This window comes from Galbitalea sp. SE-J8 (assembly GCF_030345695.1).
Classification (GTDB): domain Bacteria; phylum Actinomycetota; class Actinomycetes; order Actinomycetales; family Microbacteriaceae; genus JAUASV01.
Window position 1 is genome coordinate 81,315 of sequence record NZ_JAUASV010000006.1, and the last position, 25,580, is coordinate 106,894.

The following is a 25,580-nucleotide window of genomic DNA, read 5'->3' on the forward strand; positions in this document are numbered from 1 at the left end:
CGCTCAGCGAGTGCCCGCGATCAGCGAGTGCCCGCGATCAGCGCGCGCCCGCGATCAGCGCGGCCACGGTGACGGCGAGGCCGGCGAGGCCGATCGCGGCGGTCAGTGCCAGGACGCGCGACGCGCGACGGGGAGCGCCCCGGTCGTCGAGCGCTCGGGCGCTCGGTCCAGCATCCGGACCGATGGGCGCAGTGCCGGACCGCACGCTGACGACGTCGGCGGCCGGCGGCCGGGCCCCGTGCTCGGCGGCGAGCACGGCCGCGAGCGATGAGGCGGCCGCGGCGAGAGCGTCGATGGTGGCCGTGTCGAGCTCCGTGGAACGGGCACGCAGCGTCTCGGCGATGGCGGTCTCGGCGATGACCCGCACATCCCGCTGGCCAGCCGCGACCACGAGCTCGCGCGGCGAGCGGATCGCGACGAGCGCGGACAGACGCACCGGTCGGCCCGTCGACGCACGCAGGGCCGCCTCGAGCCGGCCGAGCTCGTGCTCGACACCCCGAACGTACGGATGCGGCACGCCGTCGGCCCGCACGTCGCGACCCGAGGCCCACACGCGTTCGCCGCGGTGGTCGGCGACGAGCACGAGAACGGCCCCGCCCGGCCCCACGACGAGGTCGATCGCCTCGCCGGTCGCGAGCGCGCCCACACCGGTCACGACCCGCCAGCCGCCTCCGAGCCGACCGCCGGAGTGCGGGAGGCGCGGGACGGCGGAGGGCGGTGCAGCAGACATGGTCGATCTCGTGGTCGTGGCGGTGGGGTCGCTCCACTCTCGCGGCGCGATGCCCGGCGCGACAGCCCCATAGCGGGGCTCCCTCGCTCGGGGGCGGCCCCGTTCAGGGGTTGCCGGGCCGGCGGCGCCCGGTCCGGGGGTCAGCGCCGCTCAGTCCAGCAGGATCCCGGCCGGAAGCGGCTCGGTGGCGGTCACGAGGTGCAGGCGCTGCGTGGCCCGCGTCATCGCGACGTAGAGCGAGGCCGCGCCGCGCGGTGCGGAGTCGACGAGCGCCACGGGATCGACGACGACGGAGGTGTCGAACTCGAGGCCCTTCGCCTCGGTGGGCGAGAGCACGGCGATGTCGCGGTCGAGACCAGCAGCGTCCCGGCCGACAGCGCCCGGGAAACGCGCCTGCAGCGCCGCGACGAGCTCGCCGACGAGAGACGGCGGAGCGATGACACCGATCGTGCCCTCGGTCGAGATCGCGCGGTCGGCGGCGACCGCGCGCACGGCGCCGCTCGTCAGGTCGGGGCCGATCTCGACGGCGATCGGCCACTCCCCCTCGCGCACGCTCGTCGAGCGCGTCACCGTGACGCCGTGCGCCTCGGCCATCGCCTCGGCCGAGCGCGCGATGCGCGCCGGAGTGCGGTAGTTCACCGTGAGCTCCTCGATGCGCCAGTCGTCGGTCACGCCGCGCAGCGCCGTCGCCCAGTTCGGTGCGGCCGTCGCCGCGGAGGCCTGCGCGATGTCGCCGACGATCGTGAACGACCGGCTCGGCACACGGCGGGTGAGCACGCGCCACTGCATCGGCGAGAGCTCCTGCGCCTCGTCGACCACGACGTGGCCGTACGCCCAGGTGCGGTCGGCGGCGGCGCGCTCGGCGGTCGAGAGCCGCGCCGCGCTCTCCTCGAACCCGCTCGCGAGCCGTTCGGCGTCGACGAGTCCCTCCACCCCCATGTTGCGGATCGCGGCCTCGGCGTTCTCGACGTCGCGGCGACGCTGTGCCTCGCGCTCGCGCTGCTGGGCGTCGCTCGTGGCATCCGCCTCTCCGAGCAGTTCGGCGGCCTCGTCGAGCAGCGGCACGTCCGAGATCGTCGGCCGGGAGCCGCGTTCGCGACGCAGCAGGGCGCGCTTCTCGTCGGACCAGCGCGGCGTGAGGCTCGCGAGCCAGTTCGGGCGCGCGTAGAGGTCGTCGAGCAGCTTCTGGGGCGTGAGCGGCAGCCACGCGGTGTTCAGCACGACGCGCACGTCGTACGCCTGGCGCACGTCCTCGCGCAGATAGCCGAGGTCGCTGTCCTCGATCGTGGTGCCGTGCGAGCGCAGCTGGTCGGCGAGCAGTCGCGTGATCGCCGAGAGCGCCGCGCGGTTGAACGTCGAGCGCGCGAGGTTGTGCGGGGCGCGGGTGTCCCAGGCGCGCTGCATCGCGGAACGGATGACGTGCGGCTCGATCGCGAGCCGCTCGCCCTCGATCTCGACGACCTGCGCGGCATCCGGGACGACCTGGCGCGATCGCACCGCGCGTCGCAGCAGGTCGGCCATCTCGGTCGATCCCTTGAGCGCGGCGGTCGCGGGAGCGTCATCCGTCGTCGCCTCGACGCCCGGGAACAGCCCGCCGACGCTCGACAGCACGACGCCCGTCTCGCCGAGGCTCGGCAGCACAGACTCGATGTACGTGAGGAACGAACGGCTCGGGCCGACGATGAGCACGCCGCTGCGCTCGAGGCGCTCGCGGTGCGTGTAGAGCAGGTACGCGGCGCGGTGCAGGGCGACGGCGGTCTTGCCGGTGCCCGGTCCGCCCTGCACGACGAGGGCGCCGTGCAGCTCGGAACGGATGATGCGGTCCTGTTCGGCCTGGATCGTCGCGACGATGTCGCCCATGCGTCCGGTGCGGCGCTCCGTGAGGCTCGCGAACAGGGCCGCCTCGCCCTGCAGGGTGTCGCGCTCGCTGTCGAGCAGGTCGGCGTCGAAGATCTCGTCGTCGATGCGCGAGATGCGGCGGCCCTTGCCCTGCAGGTGCCGGCGGGCGCGCACGCCGAGCGGCTGCGCGGCGGTCGCCTGGTAGAACGGGCGCGCCTGCGGCACGCGCCAGTCGAGCAGGAGCGGTTGCTGCCGTTCGTCGCGCAAGCCGATGCGGCCGATGTAGTGGCGCACGGGCGGGGTGGGCGAGCCGGCCGGGGCGGTCGCGCCCCCGGGGGTCTCGGGTGCGAGCTCGATGCGCCCGAATGCGACGCGCTCTCCGACGGCGTTGAGCTGCGCGATCCGGTCCTCGTAGAGACGCGCGAACGCGTCGCGCTCGGTGCGGTTCTGGTGGGTGCCGCCGCCGCCCTGGGCCTGCACGCGGCGCAACTCGCCCGCGGCCTCCTCGCGCAGCACGTCGAGCCGGGCGTAGAGACCGTCGACGTAGCGCTGCTCGAGCGCCAGCTCGGAGTCGACGGGCCGCTCCCCCGGCGCCTCGGCCGCCGTCGCGCCGTTCGTTCGCGCCACTCGCTCGCCTCCCGGTTCACCGGTCGGATGCCCGGGAAGCATCCGAAAACCGGGTTATCGAGTGTACGCGTCGGTGACGGCCGGAGTCGAAACGGGGGATTGCGCTCGCGGCGCTGCGGGTGCACGCTAGGAGGCCAGAACACACTCATCGCCCAGGTCCGAGCCGCAGGCATCGCCGCGCCGCTGGGCGATGAGTGTTTAACGGCCCGACATGACCGGTGTGAGGACGTTCTGCGCGTGTGAGGACGGCGCGGTCCGTCCTCACACGCGCAGAACGTCCTCACGCTGGAGGCAACCGGCGCGCCCAGGCGGTGCGTGCCTCCCGTGCGGCGACCGAGAGGGCCGCTCGTGGGGCGAACAGCTCGAACAGGTGGAAGCCGCCCGGCCAGACGTGGAGTTCGGCGTCGCCGCCCGCCGCCCAGATTCCGCTGGCGTAGGCGACCATCTCATCCCGGAACACCTCGGCGGACCCCACCTCGAGGTACGTCGGCGGCAACCCGGCCAGCTCTGTGGCGCGACTCGGCGATTCGTAGGGCGTGACGGCATCCGTTCCGCGTCGGTCGCCCAGGAGCGCCGACCAGCCCATCTCGTTGCTATGACGATCCCACACACCGATGCCGTCGATCTGGCGGCTCGACGCGGTGTCGTTGCGCTCGTCGAGCATGGCGTACATCAGGATCTGCGCCGCCAGTGCGGGGCCGCCACGGTCGCGCGCCATCAGGGTGAGCCCGGCCGCGAGCCCCCCGCCCGCGCTCGCGCCCACCGTGACGAGCCGGTCGGGGTCGAACCCGAGCTCCTCGGCGTGGTCGGCGGTCCAGAGGAGGGCGGCGAAGGCGTCCTCCAGGGCGGCCGGAGCGGGGTTCTCGGGTGCGAGGCGGTACTCGACGGTCACGATCACGGCGTCGAGCGAGTCGACCCACGGCGTGATGGTCGCGATGCCCGTGAATCGGTCGCCGAAGATCATTCCGCCGACGTGCGTGAACAGGAACCCGGGCCCGCCGCGCTTCTGGCCGGCGCCGCGGAAGATCGAGATGAGCACGTCCGGAGCGCCCTCCGGGCCGGGGATCACCCGCTCCTCGTGCGTCATCCGCCCGTCGGCGAGCAGCTGGTCGAGGGTTGCGGTGCCGGGGTCGGCGCGCAGCGCGGGCAGATCGGCCAGCGTGAGCGACGGCGACAGCGAGCGGCCGATGATCTCGAGGACGGGCTTCAGCTCGGTGTCGAACGGCGGGGCGGAGTGGGGGTGGGTTGTCATGCTGACCTCCGAGGTCGGCTATTGGGGGGTCCGAATCGGGGAAACGGGCATGTCGTCGCGACCGGGTCGGCCGCGACGACATGCCGAGCCGTCACCGAGTGGCGACCGCCGCCTTGACGATCACGTCGACGACCTTGGCGGGGTGCGACACGAGCGACAGATGCGACGAGGCGATCTTCGTGACATGGGAGTGGGCGCGAGCGGCCATGGTGAGCTGCTGTGCCGGCGGGATGACCTTGTCCTGCAGGCCGACCAGGTCCCACGACGGGATGGTCTTCCAGGCCGGTGTGCCGGAGGGCTCGCCCACGGTCAGCAGCGAGGCCGGGCTCTGCGACGCGGCGAGCACGCGGGCGCGGCTGCGAGGGAGATCGCCCGCCATGGCCTTCACGAAGACGCTCGGCAGCAGGTACGTGTCGTAGATGCCGTCGGGCGCACCCGGGTACGGAACGAGGGAGAAGACCGACGTCGGGTCGGTGGATGCCGGGGCCAGCGCCGACGCAGGGCCGGCGAGCTCCGCCACGGTCTCACCCGCGGCCGGGATGAAGGCGTCGTCGTAGACGAGCGCCTTGACGTTGCGGTTCCCGGTCGCCGCGTTCGTGATGACCGCGCCCCCGTAGGAGTGCCCGACCAAGACGATCGAGCCGGGGATGGTGGCCAGGTACGCCTTGAGATAGGCGCTGTCCTCACTGAGTCCGCGCAGCGGATTCGGCGCCACGTTCACGGTGTAGCCGCGGCTCTGCAGCCGCCCGACGACGCCGCTCCAGCTGGAGCCGTCCGCCCACGCGCCGTGCACGAGCACGACGGTCGGCTTGGATGCGGGCTGGTGCGCGGTGCTGCTCCCCGCCGCGAACGCGATCGTGGACGGGACGAGGACGGCGAGGGCTACGGCGGCCGCCGCGACCATGCCGAGCCGAGTGCCCAGCGCTCGTCGACGCGAGGGCGGCCCGCTCTCATCCGTCATCGGGGTGCGAGCGGGGGTTCTGCGGATGGTCATGTGCGTGCCTTCGTTCTGGGCCCATCGAGGTGGACCGGATGGTGGATGTCGCCGTCGATCCGGCTGTGCATCCCGTGACAGTGCCGACCGTAAGCGCCCGCCGGACGGGCGGAGTCGGCCCGGCGGAACATCACCTGGCGGGCGGACCGTTCTCACCCATTCGGGTGAGCGATCGCGCGGCTACTCGCCGATCTCGGCGACCGCGAGGCTCAGTTGCACTCGCGAGGTCACCCCGAGCTTGTGGAACACGGAGCGAAGGTGGGTGGCGATGGTGTTGGGCGACAGCACGAGCACCTGCGCCGCGGACCGGTTCGTGTGGCCGGCCGCGATCAGGCGCGCCACCCGCTGCTCGCTGCTCGTCAGCGACTCCCAGCCGTCGGCGGGTCGCGGGCTCGCCGCCGCCCACCGTCGGCGGCGTACGCCGGCGCCCTGCAGCAGCGCTTGCACGCCGCGGGCCTCGCCGTGCGCGCCCAACGAGGTGTACAGGTCCCACGCGTCATCCAGCGCCGCCACGCCCGCGTCGTGGTGCTGCTCACGAAGCAGGGCCTGCCCGAGCAGGGTGGTGATCTGAGCCCTGGTCATCAGGCGCGGGCTCGATCGAGACACCTCGAGCGCGCCGACGAGAGCCTCAGTGCTCCCGGTCGTCAGTCCGACAGCGCACTGGGCGAGCGCGGCGTTCGTGGCGACACCGGGATTGCGACGGCGCAGCGCCTCGGTCAAGGATGCGATGTCCCGAGCGAGGTCGAGGTCGCCGGCCCGCATGGCGATCTGCAGCCCCGGCAGCAGCCAGCCCGGCTGCCACAGCCAGCGATGACGGATGCCGTGGGCCGGCCACAGCACGGATCGGGTCGCCGCGAGCGCCTCATCATCCCTGCCCTCCGCGTGACTCAACCAGGCCTCGACGACCGTCAGCAGCAGCTCCTTGCTCACATCGACGGCGATGTGGGCCGTCGCCTGCACGAGCTGTGCGCGAGCCGTGACGAGGTCCCCGCGCATCTGCGCCACACGGCACAGCAGGGCTCTCGCCTCGCTGTGGAACGTGTACTGCCTCAGCTCGTCGCCGGAGCGCAGGAGGGACTGCGCGTGGATCTCCGTGTCCTCGAGGCGGCCGAGCATGAAGCTCTGCCACATGAGGCCGAAGCTCACGTCCGGCGGATAGGAGGATCGGCCCGCGGCGTTCGCGCGCGCCTCTGCCTCCGCGAGAATGGCCGCGCTCTCGTCGAGCCGGTCGAGCAGCTGCAGGCAGAGCACCTCGTCGTGCAGGTAGTCCATTCCGGCCACGACGCGCATGCGACGGTAGAACGCCAGAGCCGCGTCCGCGGAGCCCTCGTTCCGGGCCATCTCGCCCAGCGCCTGCAGCGCCGTGGTCTGGGCGGCGGCATCCTGGCTTCGCTCGCCGGCGGCCAGGGCCTCTTCGGCATCCGCCACGGCGATCTGCGGCTCTCTGCTCCACGAGAGAGCTCGGAGCGCCAGGAGGCGCGCTCGTGTGCCGTCGGAAAGGTGCGCGAGCCGCTGCGCGGCGTCGACGCGCTCCTGCATCTCGATCAACTCGCCGCGAGCCCACAGGGAGTGCGCGACGACGATCTGCACCCGGGCGGCCAGCTCGTCGTCGAGGTCGCCGGCGAGGAGCCGCTCCGCGAGTGCGCGCGCGTCCCGGCCGCGATCGGCGGCGTTCAGCAGCGCGAGCGCCTCCAGCCCGCACTCGCCCCATCCGTCGGCCGCCGGAGAGGAGAGCGAGAACGCGCGTTGCGCCAGGTCGGCGGCCGTCTCGGGCGCCGTCTCCGAGGTCGCCCTCGCTGCCCGGCGAAGGATGTCGATCGCCGCGGTGTCGCCCGGCGCCGCGCTGCGCATGACATGCCCGGCGGCGTCCAGCTCGGTCCGCCCGGTGTGCAGGAAGTGCTCGGCGGCCGCGCGATGCTGCGCGCGGCGGACGGACGGCAGCAGATCCGCGTAGACCGCCTGGCGGAGCAGATCGTGCCGGAACACCAGCAGGTCGCCCGTGTCATCCAGGATGCCGGCTCGCACGACCGGCTCCAGCCAGGGGAGCACGCTGCCGGTCTGCGGTCCGCCGAGCAGGGCGGCGGCGTCGGCGATGAGGAACGACCGCCCGAGCACCGCACCGATGCGGACGAGCTGCACGCTCGGAGCCGGCAGGGTCTCCAAGCGGGCGCGTACGCCGAGCACGAGCGAGTCCGGCAGCCCCGAACGGTCGGCGGCACTCGCGGCAGGATCGCCCGGTCCGGCGTCGGGGACCCGCGTCGCCAGGCCGTCCAGCAGGGCGACCGCGAGGAACGGCACGCCGTCGGCCCCGGCGAGGAGCCCCTGCACGCGCGTGTCGATCACGTCGCCGAGGCGATCGACGGCGAGCTGCTCGATGGCGGCGGGGGTCAGCGCGCGCAGCGGGATACGGGCGACGGCCACGTCGCGAGACGCCGACCGGGCGAGCTCGTCCGTGCCTGCCGTCGGGCGGGTGGCGATGAGCCACACGATCGGCGAACCGGCCAACCGGCCGGGAAGCACGCGCAGCGCGAACAGGCTCGCGTGGTCCGCCCACTGCACGTCGTCGATGCAGATCAGGGTCGGTTGTCTGGCGGCCTCCGCCTCGAGCGCGTCGACGATCGCATCCGTGAGCCAGAGCGGATGACGCTGCACGGCGGCGAGGGCGCCGAACGCCCGGTGGGAGAGCAGCGGTGCCGGGCCGGACCGCAGCGCCAGGAGCACGGCGGCCATCTGGGCGATCTGGTCGGACTCCTCGGCGCGCCCGATCCCGATGCGGTAGCCGAGATCGCCCGCGTGCCCGCAGATCTCCCGCAGCAGCGCCGTCTTGCCGATCCCGCCTTCTCCGGACACCAGCAGCACAGCGCCCTGTCCGGTGTCGGCCGTCCGGCGCAGCACGGTGAGCGCGGCCGTCAGCTCGTCGGCTCTGCCCCGCACCGGACGGGGAGGGCGATCCATGTGCGAATCCTGATCGCTCGTCGGTCGGTTCTCAAGGGGGTCCCGAGGTCGCCCAGGCGCCGTGCGTGTCCCGTGTGAGGACGTTCTGCGCGTGTGAGGACGGCCTGGGCCGTCCTCACACGCGCAGAACGTCCTCACACGGGCGGGCGACGCCACGGGCGGCACGGGCACCACGGGCGGCACGAGCGGCGGCGGGGTCAGCCGCGCCGCAGGGCCTCCTGCAGCACCGCGCGCTCGGAGACGATCGACGCGAGCAGCGCCTGCTCGTCGACCTCGGCGCCCACGGCATCCCGACCCGTGACGATGCGCTGGCGCGTGAAGGCGAGCCGCGTCGCATCCCTCGTGTAGCGCCGCATCACCGAGCCGAGGCCGCGCGCGCGAGCCCAGGCCCGCGCCTGGCGGCGGCCCGAGCCGGTCGCGAGCGAGGTCACCTCGCCCGGACTGAACCAGCCGGCGGCCGCGTACTCGCTGAGCCGCCGGTAGGTGAGCCGCGCCTCCTGCGTGCGCAGGTAGACCACGAGCAGCACCCCGCCCACGAAGATCGGGATCTGCACGACCGCGTAATAGCCGAAGAACGACGGCACGACGTAGAGCGCACCGTTCCACAGCGCGTGGAGCGCGATCGCGGGAATCAGCCCGACGACGAAGGCCACCAGGCCGAGCCCGACACGTCCGCGCTGCGCCGCGAGACCGAGCGCGAGGCCCGTCATCGCCGTGAAGATCACGTGCGCGAACGGCGACATCAGCCCCCGCACGAAGAAGACGTAGAGCAGGTCGGAGCCGACACCGCCGTCGAGCACCTCCGAGCCGAAGTAGACGATGTTCTCGGTGAACGCGAATCCGCCCGCGACCCACGCCGCGTAGACGACCCCGTCGACGGGCGAGTCGAGGTGCCGGCGCGCGACGAGGAACACGAGCAGCACGCCGAGGCCCTTGCCGACCTCCTCGATCACCGGGGCGCCCACGACGGAACCGACGAGGTCGGCGACGTCGCTCGCACCGGTCGCCGCGAGCAGCGCGCTGTCGACGCCGCCCTCGACGACGAGCGCGATGAGCACCGCGACGCCCGCGCCCCAGAGCACGCAGAACACCAGGATGCCGCGCGGCTCGGGCTCCCAGCGGTCGATCCAGCTCACCCCGGCCAGCACGATCGCGAGCGGGATGAGCGCGAGCACTCCCCCGACGCCCGCGGCGACGGGACCGAGCAGCGACACGACGAGAGCGCCGGTGAGCAGCAGCACGAGCGCGAGCACGCTGATCGCGACGGCGCCGAACGCAACGAGCGACCGCCGCCGCGGGCGCACGGCGGGCTGACCGAGCCCGGACTGCACCTGGTCGACGACGTGCCCGGGCGCGGCGACCGGCAGGATGCGCGGCGGACCCCCGAACGGCGTGCTCATGCGGCGACTGTAGCGGGACGCGGCATCCGTCGGTCCGCTCCGTCCGCGGTCAGCCCTGCTGGTCCCGCAGGATCTGCAGGGCTCGCGTCACCCGGTCGCCGAGCCCAGCGGTGCGCCGGCGGGCCGTCTTCTCCCGCTCGTCGAGCAGGCACACGGCGTCGGCGCGGCGCACCTGGTTGACCGCGTGCTGCGCGACCTTGGCGCCGAGCGCGAGCCGCGACGCGAGCAGCGCGAACAGGAAACTGAGCGCCGTGGCCACGAGAGCCACGATCGCGGTGAGCGGCTCGGCGTCCACGATCGCCGCGGCGCCGACCACGAGCGCGAGCACCGCGGGGGCCAGCCGCCACGGGTTCGCCCGCCACAGGTACGCGTTCGCGGTCTTCCAGCGCACGCGGCCGACGGCGCCGAGTCCGGCCGCGGGCACCACGGCGAGCTCGGCGGCCATCGCGTCGAGCCGCGCACGGATCGCCCGCAGGCCGGAGCGATCGCGCAGGCCGAAACGGATGCGGCGGTGCCGCTCGTCGATGCGCGCGAGCTGGGCGCGGAACGCGTCCACCTGCTCGCTCGTGAGCTGACGCTCCGGATGCTCGGCGAGGTTCGCCCGCAGCACCGCGTAGCTCGCCGACCCGCCGCGCAGCGCGAGGGCGAGCACGCCGAGCGCCCCGAACACGGCGACGAGCACCGCGCCCACGAACACGAGCACGCCCACGAACGCCTCGCCCTCGTCGAGCGCGAGGTGCACGGACACGTCCACACCCGTTCCGACCAGGATGACGAGCACGACCGCCGCGATGAGCGCCCAGCCGTTCTCGGTCACCGCCCGCCCGGTCTCCGTCGCGCGCGGGCCGCGGTCCGCGGCCGTCGCGACGCCGATGACGGATGTGACCGCCCCGGCGCCGAGGACGAACAGGACCACGACCCACGCCACGGTTCCCCACGTCACGACGTCGGCGAGCCAGAGCATGCCGCGACCCTACCGCGCGGAGATACGGGACTCAGCCGCAGCCCGTCGAGGGGCGCCCGGGCGGAGCGAGCACACGGCTCGGCCGTCGCGCAGCGGTGGTCTCGAGACGCGACCTCGCTGCGCTCGGGTGCTCCTCGACCAACGGGAGGGCGCTCGGGCGCACCTCGACCAACGGGGGCGGTCGTCGCGCAGCGGTGGTCTCGAGACGCAACCTCGCTGCGCTCGGGCGCTCCTCGACCAGCGGGACGGGGGGGCGGGCGACGCGTTACGCCGCGGGGAGCAGGAGCACCGGGCCCGCGCCCGACGCGACGTCGTCGCGGGCCTTGTCGGCATCCGCGATCCCGTAGCTCGTGACCGTGAGGTCGTCGAACACGCCACGGCGCACCGCCTGGAACACGTCGACGGCCGCCTGCTGGCCGACGCCGTGGCCGCCGCGCCAGCGGCGAGCGGCCTCGAAGTCGGCGGGGGTGACCACGACATCCGCCGCGGCGGGGCCGTCGACGAGGATCGCGCCGAGGTCGCTCGCCCACGCGCGCACGAAATCGTCGGCGCCCGAGGGGTCCTCGTGCACGAAGAGCGTGTTGCCACGCCCGACCGGACGCTGGAAGCGCAGCACGGCGCGGGCCACGAGGCCGAGCGGCAGGAACGCCGCCGCCTTCTCCAGCGCGACGTCCTTCGGGAAGCCGATCAGGTCGCGCTCGGGCAGCAGCGGGTTGAGCCCGCCGTTGCCGGACGTGACGCGGTACGACACCCGGTCCCCGGGCGCGAACCCGCCGGCCTCGGGCCCGACCGCCTCGACGAGCCCCGCGGCCTGCACCCCCAGAGCGCTCATCCCGAGCGCTTGGACGCGCACACGCACCTGACCCTTGGCGGGACGAGGAACGAGAGAACGGGAACGGGGCATGCCTGCTACTCCTGGGGTGGGTGCCGATGCCGACAATCGTCGGCGACCTCCGTCTCAACCGCACGCGAGACCGGGTTATTCCCGGTCAGCGCGCGCTTCGGCGCTCAGTACGCCTTGCCGGGATTGAGGATGCCGAGCGGGTCGAACAGCGCCTTGATGCCGCGCTGCAGCTGCTGCTGGTCGTCGCCGAGCTCGTCGCCGATCCAGCGCTTCTTGAGCAGGCCGACGCCGTGCTCGCCCGTGAGCGTGCCGCCGAGTGCGAGCGCCGCGACGAACATCTCGTCCGCGGCGCGCCAGACGTGCTCGGGCACGCCGTCCGGGTCCAACGGGTCGGGCGTGAACACGAAGTTCGGGTGCAGATTGCCGTCGCCCGCGTGCGCGATCGTCGGTATCTCGAGGCCGAACCGGCGCTCGATGTCGGCGATGCGCGCGAACATCTCGGGCAGCGCGCTGCGCGGCACGCAGACGTCCTCGATGAGCACGCGGCCGCGGCGCTCCATCGCGCCGTGGAACGAGCGGCGCACCCGGAACAGCCCCTCGCTCTCGTCCGGGTCCGTCGTGAGCTCCGCCTCGCCGCCGAGGGAGCGGATGACGGCGAGCGAGTCGTCCGCATCCGCCGCGGCACCCGGTCCGTCGTGGTGCACGAGCAGGAACGCGGCCTCGCGCGCCGGCTGACCGAGATACGCCGCGATCACAGCGACCGAGCGGGCGTCGAGCACCTCCATGATCGCGGGCACGAGACCCGAGGCCGAGATGACGGATGCGGCGCGCGCCGCCCGCTCGACGTCCGGGAAATACGCGGCGATCGTCGCGATCCCGCCCCGCGGGAGCGGGCGCAGCCGCACCGTCGCGCGCGCGATGACGCCGAGCGTGCCCTCCGAGCCGACCAGCAGCGCCGTGAGATCGAGGCCCGCGACGCCCTTGACGGTGCGCCGCCCGAGATCGAGCACGCGGCCGTCGGCGAGCACGACCGTGAGGCCGAGCACGGCGTCGCGCGTCACGCCGTATTTCGCGCACAGCAGCCCGCCCGCGTTCGTCGCGATGTTGCCGCCGACCGTCGAGATCGCGCGGCTCGCCGGATCGGGTGCGAACCACAGCCCGTGCGGGGCGAGCAGCGCGTTCAGGTCGCCGTTGATGATGCCGGGCTCGACGACGGCGTACTCGTCGTCGACGTTCAGCTCGACGAGCGCCGTCATGCGCGCCGTCGAGAGCACGAGCTCGCCCGCTCCCGCGACGGCCCCGCCCGCGAGTCCCGTGCCGGCGCCGCGCGTGACGACGGGCGTGCGCGTCTGCGTCGCGATCCGCATCGTCGCGACGATGTCGTCGATCTCGCGCGCGTTCACGACGGCCAGCGGGCGGTCCGGCGCCGCGTGCCCGGACTTGTCGGCGCGCGCGGCGTCGAGCTCGGCGGCATCCGTCGACACCGCGTCGCCCAGCCGCGCCCGCAGCAGGTCGAGCACGGTCGCCATCGTGTCGGTCACGCGTCCAGCGTAGGCATCCGCGCGCGCTCTCCTCCCGCGGGGCGGCAATGTCCGAGAACCGCGAACGGATGCCGGCGGCCGGTGCGAGAGTGGAGCGCGTGACTGACGCCCTCTTCGCCGAGCGCTACCGCGCCCTCTCGTCGCGCGACGCCCGCTTCGACGGGCAGTTCATCGCGGGCGTGACCTCGACGGGCATCTACTGCCGGCCGAGCTGCCCGGCCATGACGCCGAAGCCCGGCAACGTGCGGTTCTTCCGCACCGCGGCCGCCGCCCACGAGGCCGGGCTGCGCGCGTGCAAGCGCTGCATCCCCGACGCCGTGCCGGGCTCCCCCGAGTGGAACGTGCGCGACGACGTCGCCTCGCGCGCCATGCGGCTCATCGCCGACGGCGTCGTCGAGCGCGAGGGCGTGCCCGGGCTCGCCGCGCAGCTCGGCTATTCGTCGCGCCAGCTCGGGCGCATCCTGCACGCGGAGCTCGGTGCCGGGCCACTCGCGCTCGCGCGCGCTCATCGCGCGTCGACGGCGCGCGAGCTGCTCGTGTCGTCCGACCTCACGGTCGCCGACATCGCGTTCGCGGCGGGGTTCGCGAGCGTGCGGCAGTTCAACGAGACGATGCGGGCGGTGTACGAGCTCACGCCGACGCAGATCCGGGCGCGCGCGCCGCGCCGTGACGCGCGGCCGGGCGCGACGGACGCGGGCGCGACGGATGCGGGGGCCGCGGATCCGGGCGCGACGGATGCGACCGGCGTCGTCTCGCTGCGCCTGCCCGCCCGCGCGCCGTTCGACGGTGCGGGCGTGCTCGCCTACCTCGGCTCGCACGCGGCCGCCGGCGTCGAGCACCTCGACGCGGACGGCGTGTTCTCCCGCGCCCTCCGGCTGCCCGGCGGCGTCGCCGAGGTGCGGATCTCGCTCGAGACGGATGCCGTGCGCGTGCGCGCCGCGCTGCCGTCGCTCGCGGATCTCGCCCCGCTCGTGTCCCGCATCCGTCGGCTGTTCGACCTCGACGCGGACTCCGCGGCCATCGATGCGGTACTCGGCGCCGACCCCGTGCTCGCGCCGCTCGTCGCCGCGCGACCGGGCATGCGGCTGCCCGGGAGCGTCGACCCGTTCGAGACGCTGCTGCGCACGATGCTCGGCCAGCAGATCTCGATCGCCGCGGCCAACACCGTCTCGGGCCGCGTCGCGCGCGAGGCGTCCGGCGATCCGCGCGTGCTGCCGACGGCCGCCGAGCTCGCCGAGCGCGGTCCCGCCGTGCTGCGCGGACCCGCCCGGCGCGTCGCCGCGATCCTCGCCGTCGCCGGGCGCGCCGCCGACGGCACGCTCCGTCTCGACGTCGCGCGCTCGCACGACGAGCTGCGTGCCGACCTCGAGGCGCAGCCGGGCATCGGGCCGTGGACGGCCGGGTACGTCGCGATGCGCGTGCTCGGCTCCCCCGACGTGCTGCTCGCGGGCGATCTCGTGCTGCGCGCGAACGCCGAACGACTCGGCCTGCCCGCCGACCCGCGCCGACTCTCGGAGATCGGTGAGCGCTGGGCGCCGTGGCGCAGCTACGCGGGCATGCACGTCTGGCGCGCCCCTACTCTGGTGCCGTGACGGATGACGCCCCCAGCTCCCTCCAGGACGAGGGCGAGACCGAGGACGAGCGCCTCGACCGCAACTGGAACGAGATGCTGCAGGAGCTGCGCGTCACGCAGACGGGCACGCAGATCCTCACCGGCTTCCTGCTGACGCTGCCGTTCCAGCAGCGCTTCACCGACCTGAGCGCCGTGCAGGTCGACATCTACCTCGTGCTCGTGGTCGTCGCGGGCATCACGACGGCGCTCGGGCTCGCGCCGGTGAGCCTGCACCGGCAGCTGTTCCGCCGGGGCGCGAAGGCGCAGATCGTGCGGCTCACGAACCTGTTCGTGAAGGCGACGCTCGCGGGTGTCGCGGCCGTGCTCACGGGCACTGTGCTGCTCATCTTCGACGTCGTGTGGTCGCTGCCTGCCGCGATCGGCATCGCGGCCGGCGTGCTCGCGCTCACCCTGATCGTCTGGCTGCTGTTCCCGGCCCTCGTGCGACCGCGGCCGCGCCGGTGAGCCTCGGCCGCATCCCGAGCACGAAGGGGCTCGCGGGGGACGCCTGGCGCTACGCCGCACGCCGCACGGTGCACGGGTTCGTGCGGCACCGCGGTCTCGACGCCGCCGCGGCGCTCACGTTCTTCGCGGCGCTCGCCCTGTTCCCCGGCGCGCTCGTCGTCGTGTCGGGGTTCGCGATCGCGAGCGGGGGCAGCGCGGCGGGCGTCGACCGCATCCTCGACGTGCTCTCCGACGTGCTGCCGCCGACGAGCGTCGAGGCGGCGCGGTCGCCGATCGAGTCGTTCCTCACCATCCCGAACCCGGGTGTCGCGCTCGGCATCGGGCTGCTCGGCGGCATCTGGACCGTGTCGAGCTATGCGACGGCGTTCGGCCGCGCGATGAACTCGGTGTACGAGGTCGAGGAGGGCCGCCCGTTCTGGTGGTTCCGGGCGCGGATGATGCTCGTCGCCGTGCTGCTCGTCATCGGCGGGACGGTCATCGTGGTCATCCTGCTCGGCACCCCGTCGGTGGCACGTGCGATCGGCGGGGCCGCGGGCATCCCGCAGCCGTGGATCTGGCTGTGGCTCATCGGCAAGTGGCCGGTGCTCGTCGCTCTCGCGTTCACGCTCGTCGGCGTGCTGTACTACGCGACGCCGAACGTGAAGCACCTGCGGCTGCGCTGGGTGTCGTGGGGAGCTCTGTTCGCGATCGTGGTGTGGGGTCTCGCGACGGTCGGCTTCGGCGTCTACGTCGTCACGGTCGACAGCTACAACCGCGTGTACGGCTGGGTCGGCGGGGCGGTCATCGCGCTGCTCTGGCTGTACATCACGAACTACGTGCTCGTGCTCGGCGCGGAGGCGGATGCCGAGATCGTCCGCATCCGTCAGCTCACCGCCGGCATACCCGCCGAGACGGCGATCCAGCTGCCGCTGCGCGACACCCGCCGCAACCTGATGATCGCTCGGCAGCGCGCGTGGGACGAGCGCGAGGGCCGCGCCCTCCGCGAGCACGCGACGCACCCCGATCCCGCGCCCCCCTCCGACCCCGTGTGAGGACGTTCTGCGCGTGTGAGGACGCCGCGGACCGTCCTCACACGCGCAGAACGTCCTCACACGGGGTCAGGAGGCTCCACGGCGCTTCGACGCGCCGCGGCTCTTCTCCACGCTCCGGCGCAGCGCCTCCATGAGGTCGAGCACCTCGCCGCCGCCGTCGTCCGCGTCCGCAGCTCGGCCGAACGTCGCATCCGTGTCGATCGCGTCACCCTGCTCGAGCTTCGCCTCGACGAGCGTGCGCAGCTCCTCCTGGTACTCGTCGGTGAACCGCCCCGGGTCGAAATCGCTCTCGTAGCTCTTCACGAGCGCCATCGACATCTCGAGCTCCTTGGCCGTCACGCGCACGCCCGAGTCGACCGCGAAGTCGGCGGTGCGCACCTCGTCCTCCCAGAGCAGCCCCTGCAGCACGAGCACGTCGTCGCGCACGCGCAGCGCGCCGAGCCGGGACTTCTGCCGCAGCGAGAACTGCACGATCGCCGTGCGCTCCGTCTTCTCCAGCGTCTCGCGGAGCAGCGCGTACGCCTTCGCGCTCTTCGAGTCGGGCTGCAGGTAGTAACTCTTCTCGAACATCAGCGGGTCGACCTGCTCGCTCGGCACGAACTCCACGACCTCGATCTCCCGGCTCTTCTCGCTCGGCAGCGACGCGAAGTCGTCCTCGGTGAGCACGACCGTCCTGCCGCCCTCCTCGTAGGCCTTGTCGATGTTCGCGAACGGCACCACCTCGCCGTCGATCTCGCAGACCCGCTGATAGCGGATGCGCCCGCCGTCCCTGTCGTGCACCTGGTGCAGCGCGACGTCGTGACTCTCCGTCGCGGAGTACAGCTTCACCGGCACGTTGACGAGTCCGAACGTCACGGCGCCGCTCCAGATGGCCCTCATGGCACCAGTGAAGCGGTCGGATGCGGCGCGCACCAGTCCTGACCGGCACCTTCCCATCGCCCGCGGTCCTCGGCGCCGCGCCCGCCACGGGCCAGGATGTCGTCATGGCCCGTGGCGGGAAGAGCAGCGAACAGTGGGTGACGGTCGGCGCCCACCGGCTCAAGATCACGAACCTCGACAAGGTCATCTACCCGGAGACGGGCACCACGAAGGGCGAGGTGCTCGACTACTACGCGCGGATCGCGCCCGTGCTCATCCCCCACGCGCGCGACCGCCCGGCCACGCGCAAGCGCTGGGTCAACGGCGTAGGAACGGATGACGCGCCCGGCGAGGTGTTCTTCCAGAAGAACCTCGACCCGTCGTCGACGCCCGACTTCGTGACGCACCGCGTCATCCGTCACACCAGCTCGGCGAACGACTACCCGCTCGTGAACAACCGGGCGACGCTCGTCTGGCTCGCCCAGATCGCGGCGCTCGAGATCCACGTGCCGCAGTGGCGATTCGGACGGGACGGCGAGCCCAAGAACCCCGACCGGTTCGTCATCGACCTCGACCCGGGTCCGGGGGTGAGCCTGACCGAGGTCGCCGAGGTCGCCCGCTGGGCGAGGGCGCTGCTCGAGGGCATGGGGCTCGCGCCCCTGCCGGTCACGAGCGGAAGCAAGGGCATCCACCTGTACGCGCGCCTCGACGGCCGGCAGAGCTCGAAGCAGGTCACCGCGGTCGCCCACGAGCTGGCCCGCGCCCTCGAGGCCGACCACCCCGACGAGGTCGTGAGCGACATGAAGAAGACGCTGCGCGACGGCAAGGTGCTCGTCGACTGGAGCCAGAACAACGGCAACAAGACGACGATCGCGCCGTACTCGCTGCGCGGCCGGTCGCATCCCACCGTGGCCGCGCCGCGCACCTGGCGCGAGCTCGCGTCGAAGAGCCTGCGCCAGCTCGGTTTCGCCGAGGTGCTTGAACGGGTCGAGGCGAGGGGCGACGTGCTCGACCCCCTTCGGCACGGCGACGCGCACGGCGACGCGCACGGCGACACGCACGGCGACACGCACGCGGCGGAGCACGGCGCGGAGCGCGCGGCCGAGGGCGATCGCGACCGCCTCGCGACCTACCGCTCGATGCGCGACGCCGCGAAGACTCCCGAGCCGGTGCCGGCCGGGGCGCCGACGCCCGGCGACGGGAACAGCTTCGTCATCCAGGAGCACCACGCGCGCCGCCTGCACTGGGACTTCCGGCTCGAGCGCGACGGCGTGCTCGTGAGCTGGGCGCTGCCGAAGGGCGTGCCGACCGAGACCGGGAAGAACCACCTCGCCGTGCACACCGAGGACCACCCGCTCGAGTACGGCGGATTCGCGGGCGACATCCCCGGCGGCGAGTACGGCGCAGGGCACGTCGACATCTGGGACGCCGGCAGCTACCGGCTCGAGAAGTGGCGCGAGGGCAAGGAGGTCATCGTGACGCTGGACGGCGACCGCCTGCGCGGCGTGCGCCTCGCCCTCATCCACACCGGCCGCGGCGACGCCGACGCCAAGAACTGGCTCATCCACCTGATGAAGGATCAGCCGCCTCCCGACGCGCGAACGGATGCCGCCCCGCCTCCGGCGCGCCCGCGCAGCACCCGCGCGCTGCCGAAGCCGCAGCTCGCGACCCTCGGCTCGACGTCCGACCTCGCCCGGCACGAGGAGGACTACGCGTTCGAGATGAAGTGGGACGGCTTCCGCGCGATCGCCGAGGTGTCGCGGGGCGCGATCCGGGTGATGAGCCGCAACGACCTCGACCTGACCGCGACGTTCCCGGAGCTCTCCGATCTGCTGCGGGCCGTGACCGTCGACGTCGTGCTCGACGGCGAGATCGTCGCGCTCGACCGCTCGGGCCGTCCGGATTTCGGCCGACTGCAGCAGCGCGCGGGCCTGACCCGAGCGGCGGACGTGGAGCGCGCGCGCCGGGAGGTGGCCGTGCAGTACCTCGTCTTCGACATCCTGGAGCGCGACGGCGAGCCGCTCGGGCAGCGGCCGTGGCGGGAGCGGCGCCGCATTCTCGAGCAGACCGTGCGCTCGACGGGCGCCGTGCAGGTGCCGCCGGTGTTCGACGGCGCTCTCGACGCCGCGGTCACCTCGAGCCGCGGCCTCGGCCTCGAGGGGTTGGTCGCGAAACGGCGCTCGGGCGCCTATGCCGCGGGCCGGCGCAGCCGCGACTGGATCAAGATCAAGCACAACCGCACCCAGGAGGTCGTCGTCGCGGGCTGGCGGCCCGGCAACGGGTCGCGGGCGGGTCGGATCGGGTCGTTGCTCGTCGGCGTGCCGGAAGGCGACGGCATCCGTTACGTCGGACGGGTGGGCACCGGCTTCCGCGAGCGCGACCTCGACGAGATGCTCGCGCGCTTCGAACGGATGTCGCGGGCGACCAGCCCACTCGACGGCGTGCCGTCGGCCGACGCGCGCGACGCGCACTGGGTCCGCCCCGAGCTCGTCGGCGAGGTCGAGTTCGCCGAGTGGACCTCGGGTGGGCGGCTGCGGCAGCCGCGCTGGCGCGGCTGGCGCATCGACAAGGCACCCGCGGAGGTGCGCGTCAAGAGCTGAACACCGGGGCGGAAGCTGGGGAGCGTCCGCCGAACCGGCGCGCTCACCGCGCGGGGGCCCTACGCTTGGGCGATGGCTCGCAAACTCGTCCTCCTCGGAATCGGCCTCGGTGCCGGATACCTGCTCGGCACGCGCGCCGGGCGTGAGCAGTTCGACCGCCTCGTCGCGGTCGCCCGCGGCGTCTGGGACGACCCGCGCGTGGCGAAGGCCCGCGCGGACGTCGAGAGCTACGCCCGCACGCAGGCGCCGATCGTGAAGGAGCGCGCGGAGGCGATCGCGCGCGACCTGCCGGCGAAGGTCACCGACGGCGCGCAGAAGGCCGCCGAGGCCGTCGCCACGGCGGCCGGTCGCGGCACGGTCGTGGCGAAGGACGTCGCCGGACGCACCACGATCATCGCGAAGGACGCCGCCGCGAAGGTGACGGATGCCGCGCACGGCGCCGTCTCCACCGTGACCGGCAAGCCGAAGAGCGTCACGCCGTAGCACGGCCGGTCGACGAGACCGCGAGTGGTCTCACCGGACGTCGGGGTGGTCTCGAGACGCGAGCGACTCCGTCGCGCGCTCCTCGACCAGCGGACGTCGGGACCCCGTCGCGCGCTCCTCGACCAGCGGACGTCGGGACCCCGTCGCGCGCTCCTCGACCAGCGGACGTCGGGGTGGTCTCGGGCGACTACTCCGTCGAGGGCAGCGCACCCGGCATCGGGGGCAGGGTGATGGCCGACGTGATCGGCGCCGTGAGGCGCTCCGGGGCGAGCACGCGCTCGACGTCCTCTCGGCGCATGAGCCCGGACTGCACGACGAGGTCGGCGATCGACGCGTGCGTGAGCAGCGCCTCGTGCGCGAGCGTCGCCGAGGCCGCGTAGCCGATGTACGGCGTGAGCGCGGTGACGACGCCGACCGACATCTCGACCTGCGCCGCGAGCCGCGACTCGTTCGCGGTGATGCCGTCGATGCAGTTCACCCGGAGCGTGCGCTCGGCGTTCGTCAGCCACGCGATCGACTGCAGGATCGAGTGCGCGATCACGGGCTCGAACGCGTTGAGCTGCAGCTGGCCCGCCTCCGCGGCCGCGGTGACCGTGGCATCCGCTCCGATGACGCTGAACGCGACCTGGTTCACCACCTCGGGGATCACCGGGTTGACCTTGCCGGGCATGATCGACGACCCCGCCTGCCGCGCCGGCAGGTTGATCTCCCCGAGCCCCGCCTGGGGCCCGGACGAGAGCAGCCGCAGGTCGTTGCAGATCTTCGACAGCTTCACGGCCGCGCGCTTGAGCGTGCCCGACGCGGTCATGAAGATGCCCGCGTCGCTCGTGGCCTCGATGAGGTCGGGCGCGGTCTCCATCTCGATGCCGGTGACCTCGACGAGGTGGCGGCGCACGGCATCCGCGTATCGCGCGTCCGCGGTGATGCCCGTGCCGATCGCGGTCGCGCCGAGGTTGATCTCGTTGAGCCACGGGATGACCTCGCCGAGCCGGTCGTGGTCCTCGGCGATGGTGTGCGCGAACCCGCGGAACTCCTGTCCGAGCGTCATCGGCACGGCATCCTGCAGCTGCGTGCGCCCGATCTTGAGCACGCGCGCGAACTCGTCGCCCTTCGCGAGGAACGCCCGCTCGAGCTCGCGGTGCTCGGCGAGCAGCCGCTGCAGCCCGAACACCATGGCGAGCTTGATCGCCGTCGGGTACACGTCGTTCGTCGACTGGCTGCGGTTGACGTCGTCGATCGGATGCAGGTGCGCGTACTCCCCGCGGCCGTGGCCGAGCAGTTCGAGGCCGCGGTTCGCGATGACCTCGTTCGTGTTCATGTTCGTGCTCGTGCCGGCGCCGCCCTGGATCACGCCGACCACGAACTGGTCGTGCCAGGCGCCGTCGACGATCTCGCGGCACACCCGCTCGATGATCTCCGCCTTCTCGGCCGAGATCGTGCCGAGCTCGGCGTTCGCGCGCGCGGCGGCGAGCTTCACGAAGGCGAGCGCACGGATGAGGTCCGGATAGTTCGCGATCGCCCGCCGGGTGATGGGGAAGTTCTCGAGCGCACGGGCCGTGTGCACGCCCCAGTACGCGTCGGCGGGGATCGCGAGCTCCCCGATCGAATCGGTCTCCAGGCGGGTGCGCTCGGCGGTGGACGTCACGCCTCGCACGTTACGCTCCGGCGCCCGGCGATGCGCTCCGTCGGGCGCCGGTTTCCGCCGGATTCCCGGCGCGGGACGCCCCTCGAACTCGGTGTGCGCAGAAAAGCTGCGTATCGCTAGGCTCGTGCGTATCCAACGACCGCTGAGCCGGGCAACGATCGTCGAATGGGGGCTGCGCATGTCGGAGAACGTCGTCGCGCCCGGCTGGTACCCGGACCCCCTCGGTCTGCCGCAGCAGCGCTGGTGGAACGGATCGGGCTGGACCGAGCAGGTCAACGCGCCCCAGCCGCCCGGAGCGCCCACGACCGTCGCCTACGCCGAGCCCGAGCCCGACGTCATCGTCATCAACGTCGTCAACCGGTCCGCGTCGGCGGCCGCACCGTCGACGCCGCAGCCGCACCGCGGCGCGCACGTCGCCGACCCGAGGCTCGAGATCGAGGCGCCGTCCGCTCCCGCGCCGACCGGCGGCGCGCACGTCGCCGCGCCCCGGCTCGAGATCGAGCCGCCCATCGCCCAGGGCGGTGCGCACGTCGCCCCGCCGTGTCGGGAGATCGATCCGCCCGCGGCGCCGCTGTTCCCGCCGCCGGCGCCGCACCCCGCCGCGACCGCGGGGCGTCCCACCGCGCCGGCCGCGCCATCCGTGTCGTTCGAGGCGCTGTTCGGTGCGCCGCCGCCGGCCGCCTCGACCCGCGTGATCCCCGAGCAGGCGGCGCCCGGATCGCTCGACGGCCTGCCGGGACCGCGACGCGACCAGCGCTTCCCGTTCGCCTGAGCGCCGCGCGCGGGCGCACCGTGTGACGTGAACGGGGGGCGGACGCGCGGCGATCCGCAGGTTTCCGCGGATCGCGACGCTCGATATGATCGCCAGAAGGCTCTGAGCATTCCGTGCGAGCCCAGGGGGAGATCACGTGTCGCAGGACGACCTTTTCGGTGCGCCGGCCGGCTGGTATCCGGATCCGCTCGGCCTGCCGCAGCTGCGCTGGTGGAACAACCACGCCTGGACGGAGCAGACCGCGGCCGCCCGCCAGCCGATGGTCGTCCAGGACACGAAGTTCGCCTGGGCCGACGACGAGCCCGAGGCCGCGCCGGCCACCGACAGCGCCGGTGCCGCCACCCTGACGGATGACGCCGCCGCGACCGCCGAGTCGCTGCGCCAGCTCGAGTCGCCATTCGGCGACGCGGATCCGGCCGACCCGTTTGCCGCCGCGCCGACGGCGCCCGCCGCGTCCAACGAGCCGGCGAACCCCTACGCCGAGTCGGCGAAGTGGTGGGAGACTCGCGGCACGGACACGCGCCGTGCCGCCTCGGCCGCGAGCGCCGCGGCATCCGCTCCCGCCGAGCCGGTCGCGAACCCGTTCATGCAGCCCGTGTCGACGCCGGCACCGGCCGCCGCGGAGACCAACAGCTCGTTCTCGACGCTGTTCGACCAGTCGACGCCGGCCGCGCCCGCGTCGACGTTCGCGGCCAACGCCGACTCGCTGCAGGCGCTGTTCGGTGCTCCCGTCGCCCCGCGCTCGCGGGCGCGCACCCCGATCGTCTCGAGCGACCTGTTCGAGGCGGCCGGCACGACCGTCGCCGCCGCGAAGAGCGTCAACACGATCCCCGGCTGGGTGCTCGCCGCGTTGCCCGTGCTGCAGCTGCTCGTCGGGGTGCTGCTCATCAACGCCCTCGGCGAGGGCATCAACGTCGTCGTCTACGACGGCGTGTTCGTGCTCGCCTACCTGGCGGGGCCGGCCCTCGCGTTCGTCGACCGTCGCCTGCTCCTGCAGGCCGGCTTCGAGCGTCCCGCGCACTGGGCCTGGGCGTTCCTGACGCCGTTCGTCTACCTGCTGCTCCGCGCGCGGGCCACGCTGCGCGAGTCCGGCCACGGTGTCGGCCCGGCGCTCGTCTGGCTCGGGCTCGCGGTGCTCCAGCTCGTGTCCGTGGTCGCCGTCCCCGGTCAGCTCATCGCCGCGGCGCCGGCGGTGTTCGCCGACCAGATCGAGCAGTCGGTCGAGTCGACCGCGGCATCCGTCGCCGGCGCGCAGCTCACGCTCGAGTGCCCGCCCACCCCGCCGGTGCTCATCGGCGAGGAGATCGAGTGCACGTCCGTGACGCCCGGCGGCGCCACGTACAAGGTGGTCGTCGCGCTCACCCGCTCGAACGGCTGGATCGGCTGGCAGGTCATCGACTGGGGCAAGTTCACGCTCTGACCGCGATCGCCTCCGCGCGCGCTCTTCCCGCGCGTCGGGGTCGAGGTTTAGTATGATCCCGGGCGCTCCGGTCGCCTGATCGAACTTTCCAGCACCCGACGACGAAAGCGGCGCTACCCGTGTCCGATCCGCGGAGCATCCCGACCCCTCCGGCCGGGTGGTACCCCGATCCCCAGGGGCTGCCCCAGCAGCGCTGGTGGACGGGCGATCGCTGGACGGCGGATGTCGTGAGCTCCGCCCCCGCGGCGCCCGGCTACGCCTCCGCTCCCCCGCCGACCGTGCACCGCCCGGCCGCGCCCGAGCGCCCGCTCTTCGCCCTTCCCGCGACCTCGGATCCGCAGCAGTTCCCGACCCGGCGCGAACTGCGCGAACGGATGGCCCGCGCCGCCCAGACCTCGTTCGAGCCCCACTCCCAGGCGCCGTTCGCGATGCCCTCGGCGACCGTCGATGCGGGCGCCGACGCGGTCGCTTCCGGCGAGGCGCCGGTCGCACCCGTGTCCGCGGTGCCCGCCGCCTCCGTGCCCGCCGCATCGGGACGCCGCGCGGCGACCGCGCCGGTGTGGATCGGACAGAGCGCCGCGATCGCGACGCCCGAGGCCCTGGCGGCGGCGCCGGCACCCGCGGCCGCAGCCGCCCCCGTCGCGCCCGCGGCGACACCCGCGGCCGTCGCGGCCGCGCCGGCCTCGACGATCCCGTCGGCGCCCGAGCAGCTCGTGCCGGTCGGCTACGAGAACTTCGTGCCGTTCTCGGCTCCGAAGAGCACCCCGTTCCTCCCGCCGGCGACCGCCGCTCAGACCGCGGCGAGCGTCACGCCGACCGAGACCGCGCCGCCGCTGTCCGTCACCCCGGCGAGGGCCACCGCAACGACGGATGCCGCGCCGCTCCCCGCCGGATCGGCCCAGCCGGAATCCGCACAGCCGGAATCCGCGCAGCCGGCATCCGCGCGGCCGGCGGCGGCCCCCGCGTCCGAGTCGCCGACCTGGCCGTTCGCCGAGCCGGACAACGAGGTGCCGTACCGGCCGTTCGGCATGATCCCCAAGGTCTCCGCGGGCACGGCCGAGCCGCCGGAGCGCGTGCTCACGGCATCCGCCTGGCTCATCGCGGCGCTGCCCGTGCTCATCGCGGGCGCGGCCGTCGCAGCGGACAGCTATCTGGCCGCGTACTACACGGCGTTCATGGCGGGCGGGCTCGTCGCCATCGGCGCGCTCGTCGGCATCTGGTCGGCCGTGCGGGACGCTCGCGAGCTGCGCACGCTCGGGTTCCAGCACCCGGCGGCCCCCGCGTGGATCCTGCTGACGCCGCTCGGCTACTTCATCGCGCGATCGCGGGCGACGAAGCGCGAGGCGTCGAAGCGCGCGCTCGGCCCGCTCGTGCTGTGGGCGGTCGGCATCGCGGTCATCGCCGCGGCGATCGTGCTGCAGCCGGCGCTCGCGCTCAGCGTCGTGACGCCGCCGCTCTCGCTCTGATCCGCGCCGCCCCGCGGGACGCACCCGCACTGGCCGCACGCGCGCCGGACGCGGAGACGGGTGGACGACGGCGTCCACCGGC

At 73.6% G+C, this 25,580-nt stretch carries 19 protein-coding genes; 8 read left to right on the top strand and 11 right to left on the bottom strand.

Features of this window, described 5'->3' with window-relative positions; all coding sequences use genetic code 11:
* Positions 1-37: 37 nt before the first annotated feature.
* The 9 genes from QT381_RS06230 to QT381_RS06270 form a co-directional block, all read right to left on the bottom strand.
* Positions 38-655, bottom strand: coding sequence for a hypothetical protein (locus QT381_RS06230; RefSeq protein WP_289247935.1), 618 nt, complete (start codon positions 653-655; stop codon positions 38-40).
* A 225-nt stretch (positions 656-880) separates the two neighbouring features.
* A complete protein-coding gene (locus QT381_RS06235; RefSeq protein ID WP_502877461.1) occupies positions 881-3,238 on the bottom strand; it encodes a HelD family protein in 2,358 nt (785 codons plus the stop codon).
* Positions 3,239-3,476: 238 nt separating this feature from the next.
* Positions 3,477-4,448, bottom strand: coding sequence for an alpha/beta hydrolase (locus tag QT381_RS06240; protein ID WP_289247937.1), 972 nt, complete (start codon positions 4,446-4,448; stop codon positions 3,477-3,479).
* Positions 4,449-4,539: 91 nt separating this feature from the next.
* Positions 4,540-5,442 (bottom strand): alpha/beta fold hydrolase, encoded by a 903-nt coding sequence (locus QT381_RS06245; RefSeq protein WP_289247938.1) that lies wholly within the window; start codon positions 5,440-5,442, stop codon positions 4,540-4,542.
* A 180-nt stretch (positions 5,443-5,622) separates the two neighbouring features.
* A complete protein-coding gene (locus QT381_RS06250; protein WP_289247939.1) occupies positions 5,623-8,397 on the bottom strand; it encodes a helix-turn-helix transcriptional regulator in 2,775 nt (924 codons plus the stop codon).
* Positions 8,398-8,594: 197 nt separating this feature from the next.
* Entirely contained in the window at positions 8,595-9,797 is a 1,203-nt protein-coding gene (locus QT381_RS06255; RefSeq protein ID WP_289247940.1) for a PrsW family intramembrane metalloprotease, read from the bottom strand.
* Positions 9,798-9,846: 49 nt separating this feature from the next.
* A complete protein-coding gene (locus QT381_RS06260; protein ID WP_289247941.1) occupies positions 9,847-10,761 on the bottom strand; it encodes an SUR7/PalI family protein in 915 nt (304 codons plus the stop codon).
* A 265-nt stretch (positions 10,762-11,026) separates the two neighbouring features.
* Positions 11,027-11,593, bottom strand: a complete 567-nt coding sequence (locus QT381_RS06265; protein WP_289247942.1) for an MDR/zinc-dependent alcohol dehydrogenase-like family protein — start codon at positions 11,591-11,593, stop codon at positions 11,027-11,029.
* A gap of 176 nt (positions 11,594-11,769) precedes the next feature.
* The gene (locus tag QT381_RS06270; protein WP_289247996.1) at positions 11,770-13,134 is read right to left on the bottom strand and encodes an FAD-binding oxidoreductase; all 1,365 of its coding nucleotides are present in this window, start codon (positions 13,132-13,134) and stop codon (positions 11,770-11,772) included.
* A gap of 110 nt (positions 13,135-13,244) precedes the next feature.
* Between QT381_RS06270 and QT381_RS06275 the strand changes: the two genes are divergently transcribed.
* From QT381_RS06275 to QT381_RS06285, 3 genes are read left to right on the top strand one after another with little or no spacing between them, the layout of a single operon-like run.
* Positions 13,245-14,738 (top strand): AlkA N-terminal domain-containing protein, encoded by a 1,494-nt coding sequence (locus QT381_RS06275; RefSeq protein WP_289247943.1) that lies wholly within the window; start codon positions 13,245-13,247, stop codon positions 14,736-14,738.
* Positions 14,735-15,223 (top strand): DUF6328 family protein, encoded by a 489-nt coding sequence (locus QT381_RS06280; RefSeq protein WP_289247944.1) that lies wholly within the window; start codon positions 14,735-14,737, stop codon positions 15,221-15,223. The genes QT381_RS06275 and QT381_RS06280 overlap by 4 nt, the downstream gene beginning before the upstream one ends.
* Positions 15,220-16,254 carry a YihY/virulence factor BrkB family protein gene (locus QT381_RS06285; RefSeq protein ID WP_289247945.1) on the top strand — a complete coding sequence of 345 codons (1,035 nt, stop codon included), beginning with the start codon at positions 15,220-15,222 and terminating at the stop codon, positions 16,252-16,254. Before QT381_RS06280 ends, QT381_RS06285 begins: the two co-directional genes overlap by 4 nt.
* A 66-nt stretch (positions 16,255-16,320) precedes the next feature.
* Here the strand turns inward: QT381_RS06285 and ku are convergent, their stop codons facing one another.
* The gene (ku, locus tag QT381_RS06290) at positions 16,321-17,133 is read right to left on the bottom strand and encodes a non-homologous end joining protein Ku (RefSeq protein WP_289247946.1); all 813 of its coding nucleotides are present in this window, start codon (positions 17,131-17,133) and stop codon (positions 16,321-16,323) included.
* 104 nt (positions 17,134-17,237) lie between these two features.
* Here ku and QT381_RS06295 point away from each other — a divergent pair, with 104 nt between their 5' ends.
* Together QT381_RS06295 and QT381_RS06300 are read left to right on the top strand one after the other, a co-directional pair.
* Positions 17,238-19,712, top strand: a complete 2,475-nt coding sequence (locus tag QT381_RS06295) for an ATP-dependent DNA ligase (protein ID WP_289247947.1) — start codon at positions 17,238-17,240, stop codon at positions 19,710-19,712.
* 72 nt (positions 19,713-19,784) lie between these two features.
* Positions 19,785-20,195 carry a hypothetical protein gene (locus QT381_RS06300; protein ID WP_289247948.1) on the top strand — a complete coding sequence of 137 codons (411 nt, stop codon included), beginning with the start codon at positions 19,785-19,787 and terminating at the stop codon, positions 20,193-20,195.
* Positions 20,196-20,382: 187 nt separating this feature from the next.
* On the opposite strand, the gene QT381_RS06305 is transcribed toward QT381_RS06300, so the two are convergent.
* On the bottom strand, positions 20,383-21,840 hold the full coding sequence (locus QT381_RS06305) for an aspartate ammonia-lyase (protein WP_289247949.1): 1,458 nt from the start codon (positions 21,838-21,840) through the stop codon (positions 20,383-20,385).
* 178 nt (positions 21,841-22,018) lie between these two features.
* On the opposite strand from QT381_RS06305, the gene QT381_RS06310 reads away from it, so the two are divergent.
* From QT381_RS06310 to QT381_RS06320, 3 genes are all read left to right on the top strand, one after another.
* Complete coding sequence (locus QT381_RS06310; RefSeq protein WP_289247950.1) at positions 22,019-22,612, top strand: DUF2510 domain-containing protein; 594 nt, start codon at positions 22,019-22,021, stop codon at positions 22,610-22,612.
* Between the two features lie 136 nt (positions 22,613-22,748).
* Positions 22,749-24,032, top strand: a complete 1,284-nt coding sequence (locus tag QT381_RS06315) for a DUF2510 domain-containing protein (RefSeq protein ID WP_289247951.1) — start codon at positions 22,749-22,751, stop codon at positions 24,030-24,032.
* A gap of 119 nt (positions 24,033-24,151) precedes the next feature.
* Positions 24,152-25,498: a DUF2510 domain-containing protein gene (locus tag QT381_RS06320; protein WP_289247952.1), complete on the top strand. Its 1,347-nt coding sequence runs from the start codon at positions 24,152-24,154 to the stop codon at positions 25,496-25,498.
* The last annotated feature ends 82 nt before the right edge of the window (positions 25,499-25,580 follow it).